This is a genomic window from Alteromonas sp. AWM4_230, from assembly GCF_056158305.1.
The window spans coordinates 361289-370000 of sequence record NZ_JBSWTB010000001.1 but is presented as its reverse complement, the minus strand read 5'-3'; the positions used below and the strand labels follow the sequence as shown (position 1 = coordinate 370000).

6 protein-coding genes and 3 rRNA genes (1 of these 9 running past the window's edge) are annotated in these 8712 nt (G+C 44.1%); 3 read left to right on the top strand and 6 right to left on the bottom strand.

The window, feature by feature from the left end:
• From ACXACS_RS01565 to rrf (ACXACS_RS01555), 3 genes are all read left to right on the top strand, one after another.
• Positions 1-383 (top strand): 23S ribosomal RNA (locus tag ACXACS_RS01565); it begins 2493 nt to the left of the window's first position.
• Between the two features lie 127 nt (positions 384-510).
• Positions 511-626 (top strand): 5S ribosomal RNA (gene rrf / locus ACXACS_RS01560).
• 140 nt (positions 627-766) lie between these two features.
• Positions 767-882 (top strand): 5S ribosomal RNA (gene rrf, locus ACXACS_RS01555).
• Between the two features lie 90 nt (positions 883-972).
• Here rrf (ACXACS_RS01555) and ACXACS_RS01550 read toward each other — a convergent pair.
• The 6 genes from ACXACS_RS01550 to ACXACS_RS01525 all read right to left on the bottom strand — a co-directional run bounded on the left by ACXACS_RS01550 (position 973) and on the right by ACXACS_RS01525 (position 8711).
• Positions 973-1503 carry an acyloxyacyl hydrolase gene (locus ACXACS_RS01550; RefSeq protein WP_474803245.1) on the bottom strand — a complete coding sequence of 177 codons (531 nt, stop codon included), beginning with the start codon at positions 1501-1503 and terminating at the stop codon, positions 973-975.
• Positions 1504-1668: 165 nt separating this feature from the next.
• Positions 1669-2460, bottom strand: a complete 792-nt coding sequence (locus ACXACS_RS01545; RefSeq protein WP_474803242.1) for a hypothetical protein — start codon at positions 2458-2460, stop codon at positions 1669-1671.
• A gap of 138 nt (positions 2461-2598) precedes the next feature.
• Complete coding sequence (locus tag ACXACS_RS01540; protein WP_474803239.1) at positions 2599-5688, bottom strand: error-prone DNA polymerase; 3090 nt, start codon at positions 5686-5688, stop codon at positions 2599-2601.
• 35 nt (positions 5689-5723) lie between these two features.
• Entirely contained in the window at positions 5724-7196 is a 1473-nt protein-coding gene (locus ACXACS_RS01535; protein WP_474803236.1) for a Y-family DNA polymerase, read from the bottom strand.
• Between the two features lie 2 nt (positions 7197-7198).
• Complete coding sequence (locus tag ACXACS_RS01530; RefSeq protein ID WP_474803233.1) at positions 7199-7951, bottom strand: recombinase RecA; 753 nt, start codon at positions 7949-7951, stop codon at positions 7199-7201.
• 247 nt (positions 7952-8198) lie between these two features.
• Entirely contained in the window at positions 8199-8711 is a 513-nt protein-coding gene (locus ACXACS_RS01525; protein WP_474803230.1) for a hypothetical protein, read from the bottom strand.
• Between the last annotated feature and the right edge of the window lies 1 nt (position 8712).

The following is an 8712-nucleotide window of genomic DNA, read 5'->3' as shown; positions in this document are numbered from 1 at the left end:
CCTGGGGCTGAAGTCGGTCCCAAGGGTATGGCTGTTCGCCATTTAAAGTGGTACGCGAGCTGGGTTTAGAACGTCGTGAGACAGTTCGGTCCCTATCTGGTGTGGGCGTTGGATGATTGATGGGAGCTGCTCCTAGTACGAGAGGACCGGAGTGGACGAACCGCTGGTGTTCGGGTTGTGATGCCAATCGCATTGCCCGGTAGCTATGTTCGGAACGGATAACCGCTGAAAGCATCTAAGCGGGAAGCCGGCCCAAAGATGAGTCATCCCTGAACTTTAAGTTCTGGAAGGGTTGTTATAGACGATGACGTTGATAGGCAGGGTGTGGAAGCGTTGTAAGGCGTTAAGCTAACCTGTACTAATTGCCCGAGAGGCTTAACCATACAACGCCCAAAAAGCTTTAGGCTTTTGGAAGTGTTGTAGACAAGCTAAAGTAAGCAAGTAAGAGTAAAAAGCAGTTACTCACTGATTGAATTAATATTATCTTTCCCAAATTGTTACCAGTTTTTTCCTGGCAGCCATAGCGATACGGTACCACCTGAATCCATTCCGAACTCAGAAGTGAAACGTATTAGCGCCGATGGTAGTGTGGGGCTTCCCCATGTGAGAGTAGGACACTGCCAGGTCCCATTAAGAAGAACCCGCCTAACGGCGGGTTTTTTGCTTTATATAGAAGCTATAGTATCCAAGTATGTAAGCTAACAGAATTCAGTGAAGTTGATAAATATCAGCTTTACGCAGTAAACGCTACTGCAAACCAGTTTTTCCTGGCAGCCATAGCGATACGGTACCACCTGAAACCATTTCGAACTCAGAAGTGAAACGTATTAGCGCCGATGGTAGTGTGGGGTTTCCCCATGTGAGAGTAGGACACTGCCAGGTCCCATTAAGAAAAACCCACCTAACGGCGGGTTTTTGCGTTTAGACGAAAGAAAATAGTGGGGTCAGAGTCACGACACTGACCCCATTTCTTTAGAAATGGTAGGCGTATGATAAGTTAAGGAAGTCTAGTCCTGGGTTGTCGTTGTTAAAGCCACCGTTTGAAAAGTGCATGTAACGCAGCGCAACGTGTTGTTTCTTATCAATCTCTACAAACACGCCCAATCTGTCTTCAAACTGGTAGTTAGAGCCAATATCTTTACCTGCGACTTTTTGATCGCCAATGTAACTTGCGCCAATGCCCGCTTCTATATATACAGGGTACTTGTCATATAGTGTGGATACTTGTTTCATAAAAACAGGAGTCAGTGATGCGCCATAACTTGTACTGTGCGTATCGTTCTCGCCATATTCCCAAACAACCGCGCTCACTTCCCAGTAAAGCTTTATGTCGCCAAACCAATCTGTCGCTAATGTTTGTTCAAGTGGTCTGTATGCGAAGCGCATACCGTCGATATCATCAAAACCGTGCATATAGTCGACACTGACAGTTTGCCTTGCCTGCGCGCTATTAGCGGTAAAAATGATTAAAAAAGAAAATAAAAGTAGTGATAACTGTTTCATAATTGCTCCTTGATCTGATGATCAACAAGCAAAAAATTATCCAACCAAAAAAAGGCCGTTATTTCAGTCGGATAGGGCTCTAGAATAAGAAGGGATTAAGTTTTATAAAGTCTACATTACTGACATTATTGAAGTTTTTACAAGGGTTTCCATAGCGCGTTTTTATTATTTCCAAACCTCTTCAATTTCCAATCCTTGTTCGTTAAGAAGCTGATGAGACAATTGCTCAAAAGGGGTTATTCCGTATTTCGCTTTTATACTATCAATTAATTCGGGGTTTGAGGATATGAAATCATTCAGTTCACTAATAATGTCTTTATGATAAAGGGTAGATAAAGAAAAAGGGATTTCGTTATGAGGAAGCGTTAAATCTAAAGTAAACGCGCCTTTCTCATACGCTAGCGGTGCGGATCTTTGACTAACAAAGTATTCCAAATCTAACCCGTCGACGCGCTCTTGGTATAGAAGGGCTAAGCCCTGTTGTATATTCGTAACCCAAGTAATTTTTGTATGTTTACTGTCTATTCTTTGTTGCCAGTTTACTGGTGTGAAACCTAGTGGCATGGCTAGATGCTTTATCTCATCAATACCTTGTCCAACATTTTCTTGTTTAACGATAGTTCCTGTTACTGCATTGGTTAAGGGCAGTGAAAAATGCTTATCGCTTGATGTGGTGATGCTGTTATACCAGCCTCTGTTATCAGGGTATACAAAATCAACATTACCTTTAACTAGCTCGAGTTGAAGCCGTCTTATAGGCAAACTCAAATAAATAAATTCGTGCCCAGAAGCTTCAGAAAACGCCTCTAAAATTGACCAAGCAACCCCTTTATCTACAGGCGAAGAAAAATCGTAGTGAGGGAAGTAAGCTAAATCTTGTGCGCCAACTATATATTTATCTGCGTAGCTACTAAGACTGAATAAGCAGATAAAACAAAGCGCAATCCATCGCATCATTTTATACTCCAAAAATGATAACTGTTCTCTACAGGTATAGCGGAATTGTCTATATGCTACTCAACAAAAAAGGGAATTATCATTCATAAAATAACCGTTTCGCAGACCATAATCTATTGCTTTGTCTCTGTAAAAGGTTCAGTGAAAATCTCTAGAGTTTAAAGTCAGCTTTTCGAGCCAAGATGTACGGTCGATAAGCTTACCCGCAATAATGTGAATAACCCCCTCTTTTGAACGTTCAATAATACCGTTAACCTGAAGAAGCTTGGCTTTCAAAAAAGTTTGTTGCTGAGCGCGCGCCGTAGCTTGCCATACCACAACATTCATATTGCCTATATCATCTTCTAAAGTTAGAAAGGTAACGCCTGCGGCAGTACCTGGGGCCTGTCGACCAGTTACTGCCCCAAGTACTTTAATAACAGACTTATTTTTTTTATCTTTAAGTGAATTTGACCAGCTTATGTCTTTAAGCTCATGTTGCTGCTTAAGCAGTGAAATAGGATGGTTATTTACAGACAAGCCTGTCGAGGCATAATCTTCAAGTAAGTTTTCTGCTTCAGAGGGTTTAGCGCCAAGGGGGGCGGCACTTTTATCTGCATAAAAATCATCGGTATCAAATAGCGGTAAACGCGTTTGTGTATCCATAATTCGCCAGCGAGTTTCGTCCCGGTTCCCTGAAATAGTACGAAGCGCATCGGCGCTGGCAAGTGCCTCTAGCTCATTACTTTTAAGCGAAAGCTGCTGTAACTGTTCAACGTTGTTGTAGCCTTTTGCTGTACGGTTTTCCACAATAATCTGGGACGACGCTTCACTTAAACCTTTAATAAGCTTAAGACCAAGTTGTATGTACTTTTCTTGGCCTTTTACAATCAAAGTGTGCTCTGTGTTTGACTGGTTCACGCAGGGCGCCTCCACCCGTATATGATGGCGCTTAGCGTCTTGAACTAACTGAGAAGGAGAGTAAAACCCCATGGGCCAGCTATTTAATAGCGCCACGTAAAATTCGACGGGGAAGTAAAACTTCAACCAACAAGACACATAAGCTAATACCGCAAAAGACGCTGAGTGAGACTCGGGAAAGCCGTACCCTGCAAAACCTTTGATTTGTTCAAATAAGTTATGAGCGAACGTACTTTCATAGCCTTTATCCGTCATACCCTTAATGAGTTTATCTCTGAACTCAAAAATTCTGCCGTCTTTTTTCCAGCTAGCCATAGCGCGTCGCAACTGATCGGCTTCTCCGCCACTGAAGCCAGCGGCAACCATAGCAAGCTGAATCACTTGTTCTTGAAATATAGGCACACCCATAGTGCGAGAGAGCACCTTTTTCACATCTTTAGATGGGTAGCTAATGGTTTCGTTTCCGTGGCGACGTATCAAATAAGGGTGGACCATATCGCCCTGAATCGGGCCTGGCCGTACAATGGCTATTTGTACGACCAAATCGTAATAGCGGCGGGGCTTTAACCTTGGCAGCATAGACATCTGAGCCCGTGATTCTATTTGAAAAACGCCTACGGTATCGGCACGACAGATCATATCGAATACCTGTTTGTCATCTCCGAGCTTAGTGATAAATGGAATACTGGTTTCAACAGAGTATTGTTTATTGATAAGAGAGAATGCACGACGAATAGCGCTTAGCATCCCTAGCGCCAGCACATCTACTTTTAGCAAGCCCAAGGTTTCAATGTCATCCTTATCCCATTGAATGATGGTACGGTTTTCCATTGCGGCGTTCTCAACGGGTACAAGGTCGTAAAGCGGTCCTGCGCTAATAACAAAACCGCCTACATGCTGCGACAAATGTCGGGGCGTGCCTAGTAAAGCTTCGGTAAGGGTAATTAACTGCTGTACTCTAGGCTCCTCAGGGTTTAACCCAAGCCCCGCTAGCTGAGATTTCCACGGAATAACGCTGTCTCGACGATTGATTTGTTTAACTACAAAATCAAGTTGTGACTCGCTAAAGCCAAGCGCTTTACCCACATCTTTAAATGCTGATTTAAAGCGGTAGCAAATAACGGTAGCCGCGATAGCGGTTCTTTCTCTGCCGTACTTTTGATAAATGTATTGAATGATCTCTTCACGGCGCTGATGCTCGAAATCCACATCAATATCGGGCGGCTCGTTACGTTCTTTAGATATGAAACGCTCGAACAGTACGCTTATTTGCCTTGGATCTACAGCCGTTATCTCTAGGCAATAGCACACTACAGAGTTAGCTGCCGACCCTCGTCCTTGGTACAAAATGCGCTGCTGCTTAGCAAATTGAACAATGTCGTAAATGGTTAAAAAGAAATACTCGTATTCTTGTTCGGCAATAAGTGTTAGTTCTTTTTCTATAATTTGGCGAATTTCAGAGGTTATACCTTCTGGAAAGCGCACTTTAATACCGGCTTCTACGCGCTCCCGTAAATACGATGTGGGTGTATAGCCCTGTGGCACAAGTTCCGAAGGATAGTGATAGCGCAACTCTTCTAAAGAAAACGTGAATACCTGGGCTAGGGCATTGGTATTGGCTATCCACTTCTCAGGGTAGAGCTTCTTTATTTTTTGTATGGTGCGCAGACTACGTTCTGCGTTACTCAATGCTTCCCGGCCTATTTTATCTACACTGGTATGCTGGTGTGTAGCATGTAAAACATGTTGAAGCGGTAGCCTGTCAGCGTGATGCATGAGTACACCTGTACAGGCGATAACAGGAAAGGGGTAGGCAGACTGTAAATGGTTGTAGTGCGCAAACTTCTGATGATCCTGCCCGTCTAATAGACGCTGAGCACCGATATAGGCATCAATGCTAGGGTGTTTTTGCAGCCACTCAGCCCAATGTTTGTCGTGGGCTTCTTTTCCGCTAGGTAGCCAAATGAATTTGCAGTGACGAATGGTACGTAAGTCCCACTCGGCCAGTTGATACTCTCCTTTTTCAGAGCGACGTCTCGCGTTCGTTATAATTCGGCACAGTTCGCTGTAGGCTGCTTTGTTCGGGCACAGCAGCACAAAAGATAAAGTCTCATCGAATACAAAGTAACTGCCAACAATAAGCTTAATAGGTAAGCCTTGATGGGTTATTTCATCGAAAGCCCGTACGACTCCCGCTACTGAGCATTCGTCAGTAATGGCAAGCGCGTCATAGCCAAGAAAAGAAGCCGTGGTCACAAGCTCTGCGGGAGAAGAGGCGCCGCAAAGAAAGCTATAGTTACTTTGGCAAAAGAGTTCGCTGTATTTCATGATTTAGCTTTTACCTTTTCTTTAACTGTATGCGGCTAACAAAAAAGGCCCTGTACCCACCAGCGGCTCTCTTCGTCTTTAAATACTAAAAGCCTTACACACTGCTCAGTCTGGGCGATGAAATAATCTCGCTTTGTTGAGCTGTCATGCCACCACTCGCTGTGTAATCGCACAGGGCCAAAGCAAATTTGGGTTGCCTGAATAAGCGGCTTAGGTGTATCAAAGGTAAAGGTGGGCGTAATGTCACTGCTATAAACATAATTGTCGGCGCTCGACTCGTTCACCGTCATATATTCAAACTGATGGCTGTCGGCAGCGCGAGGTTGAAACGTACTGTTATCACCTAGTTTGGCGTTTAAGCGGCCAATCAATTGCTTTTGTGCAACGTCATTAAACCTATTGCTAAAAAAGTCGCCACTCTGCGTATCCATTTCTTCAAATTGCTGACAGGTAAGCGCAATCGCTGTGGCAGGCTCAGGTAACTCCAAGCTTTCAGTTTTAAGGCTAAACAGTGGTAGCCAACTATGCACCGAAGACTGAGGCATTGCAGAGCGAATATTAATATCCAATACAGGTGCTTCTCTGAAATGAATATGCACGCTTATGCTTGATGTATATAAGTTCCTGGCCCGTAAATAGTGAGACAAATGCTCAAACTGCTGTGTGACAAAAGGTGTTAGGTGCTGCGTATTTTCAATATCAAAAGGCAATAGGATAAAGTTATCGAAGTGCTCCAAAGGCCTAAATAGCGTAACGCGAGGGAAGGTTTCTCCTCGTAAGGCGGTAAGATACATAATAGTGTTATTGTCGAAGCGCCGACCCAGCTCTTGTACCGGCATGGCCAACAGTTGCTGTACACGGGTAACACCCACTCTTGCTAACGAGTCAATGACTTTGGGTGATAAAGCCGTAATAGAAAGCGGGCACGTACTTAGCGCTTTTTTTATATCATCTGGCGCATGTATATAGGTATTGTGTTGATGAAGGGCTAATACCTTTGCAGCCTCAATCGTCCATGCACTAGCAAAATGATAGCGAATATTTGCCTCTGCGAGTGCTTGAGTTAGGGTTTTCCACAGCGGCTTATGCCCGCCATAGTAATGGATTAGGTTATCTAGCCTTACTGCCAGACCATTTACGCCATTCGAATGAATGTGGCTGTCTAGTACGATGTCAGAAGCAAGAGGATACAGCCTATGGGCTAGCTGCGTCAGCATATGCTTTTCGGCTTCTTCACTGAAAGGCAGAATATGCACGTAGGGGCACAGCGCCGCGGCTTGGGCAAGTCCATGACCAATTTCAATGCCTTCTTTTTTCGCAATATCATTACACTGCGTAATTTTGTTGGTTTTACTGCAATACACAGCAATAGGTGTATTTGACGGTAATGAAGAAGAACTTCCGTTAGATTCGTCTCTAGACCCTTGCCTGGGCGTACGTTTAGTTTTAGCCGCTTTTATGTGGCTGTCTAAAGTAAGTTGATAGCAGTAAATATAAGCCCACAACATTATTAGCTCACAGAGTGTAGCGCCTTGTCGGAAAGCGTGTTGTGTGCCATGGCCCATTTAATGGCCTGATTGTCAGGGGTCCACTGATGAGAAATAACAATGTTATCTTTGGGCCACCCATGACGCTGCTTGCGTATGCTCACTGCCAAAGCATGGGGGTTACCTTTTAATGCAATATCTAAAGTAATGGGTAATGCACTGTCGCTTTGATTCGAAAGGGTGGCTTGTGAATCGCTCCCCATGTCGGCTTTTTGGGAGCCTAACTGTAAGGCCTGCTGTTGCGGTGGAGTATACAGCAAGCACAGGGCGTCGTTATGCGTTGCTGCAACTTGTAGGCGCCGTGCTTCTTTTGGGTTTATAGCATTACTCCACAGCACCACGCAATGGCAAGCCGTACTTTTTAAGCACTGTTCTGCTGCCCATAATGATTCTTGTTCTGCACTTGTTTTTACTACCAGCACTTGCTGCGCTTTAAGCCCCAGATTTTCTAACCACGGCGACTGTAGTAGCCCAGGAGGGTTAATAAATACCACCAGTTTATGCGTGCGATGCTGGCAAATAACCTGTTTAAAGAGCGAAAGCTCACCCACGCCGGTTAGTGAGGCAATACGTACAAGCCCCGTAGAGGCAACGCCACCGTTAAGCGCTTTATCCAGACGCGGAAACCCCAGCGAAAACTTGGCTTCACTTTGCTTCTTATCTCTGGCCCGCCAAATATGCGGATGGTTGTTAAGCACGGATAACGATTTGTTCATGGCACTCAAAATAAACTGTATTTTTATACAGTATTATAGTGCAGCAATAACCCTTTTCAAGACAAAAGGTTTTTGGCTTGTTGTTTTAAGCGCTAACTTACTGATTAGTTTGGAAAGGTAAAAAGATTAAACTTTTAAAAGGGTAGGAACATGGCTAGGGTCGCTGGCCTTACTACATAGTAAAGCAGACGACCCTGTCATAAAGTTAGCGCTGCATCAGCGCTAACGAGTGGCGTAGAGTAGAAAGTTACTCTTCAGATGAAGGTTCTTTTTGTGATTTTGCTGCAGTACCGCTTACGGTTGCTGTAACGGTTTGGCAAAAAGCAATAAAACCATCAGCGGTATTTTTTGACCACACCATACGCACGTTGCTAGGAAGTGCTTTCACCACCTCACGAATTTCCTCAAGCGTCACTTCTTCATTCTGCAATGCTTTATTTAAAGACTCTTCAAGAGACATGCCTTTTTCACAACAAGCCATAATAATGGTTGAAAAGTTGCGCATAAGCGGGTGCAGCGCATTATATTGAGTTTGGTCGATAAGACGGCTTTTATAGGCACTTTCAATACGCGCGGTAAGGTTTTTTTCCAACGCATCTGTAACAAGAACAAGATTGCGATAAGCATACGTAACCTTGTTACTAGTCTGCTTATTCGAGTGGCGCAACAGCGCCAGCTCTTTCTGTAAGTTCTGCGCTCGCAGCACAAAGTAAATTAAAAACAGGATAAGTAATCCAATAACACCAAATGCAACGATCATG

Excerpts from the sequence above, each read along its gene's own strand:
- ACXACS_RS01550 (WP_474803245.1), bottom strand. The coding sequence starts at position 1,503 with ATGAAACAGTTATCACTACTTTTATTTTCTTTTTTAATCATTTTTACC.
- ACXACS_RS01545 (WP_474803242.1), bottom strand. The coding sequence starts at position 2,460 with ATGATGCGATGGATTGCGCTTTGTTTTATCTGCTTATTCAGTCTTAGT.
- ACXACS_RS01540 (WP_474803239.1), bottom strand. The coding sequence starts at position 5,688 with ATGAAATACAGCGAACTCTTTTGCCAAAGTAACTATAGCTTTCTTTGC.
- ACXACS_RS01535 (WP_474803236.1), bottom strand. The coding sequence starts at position 7,196 with ATGTTGTGGGCTTATATTTACTGCTATCAACTTACTTTAGACAGCCAC.
- ACXACS_RS01530 (WP_474803233.1), bottom strand. The coding sequence starts at position 7,951 with ATGAACAAATCGTTATCCGTGCTTAACAACCATCCGCATATTTGGCGG.
- ACXACS_RS01525 (WP_474803230.1), bottom strand. The coding sequence starts at position 8,711 with ATGATCGTTGCATTTGGTGTTATTGGATTACTTATCCTGTTTTTAATT.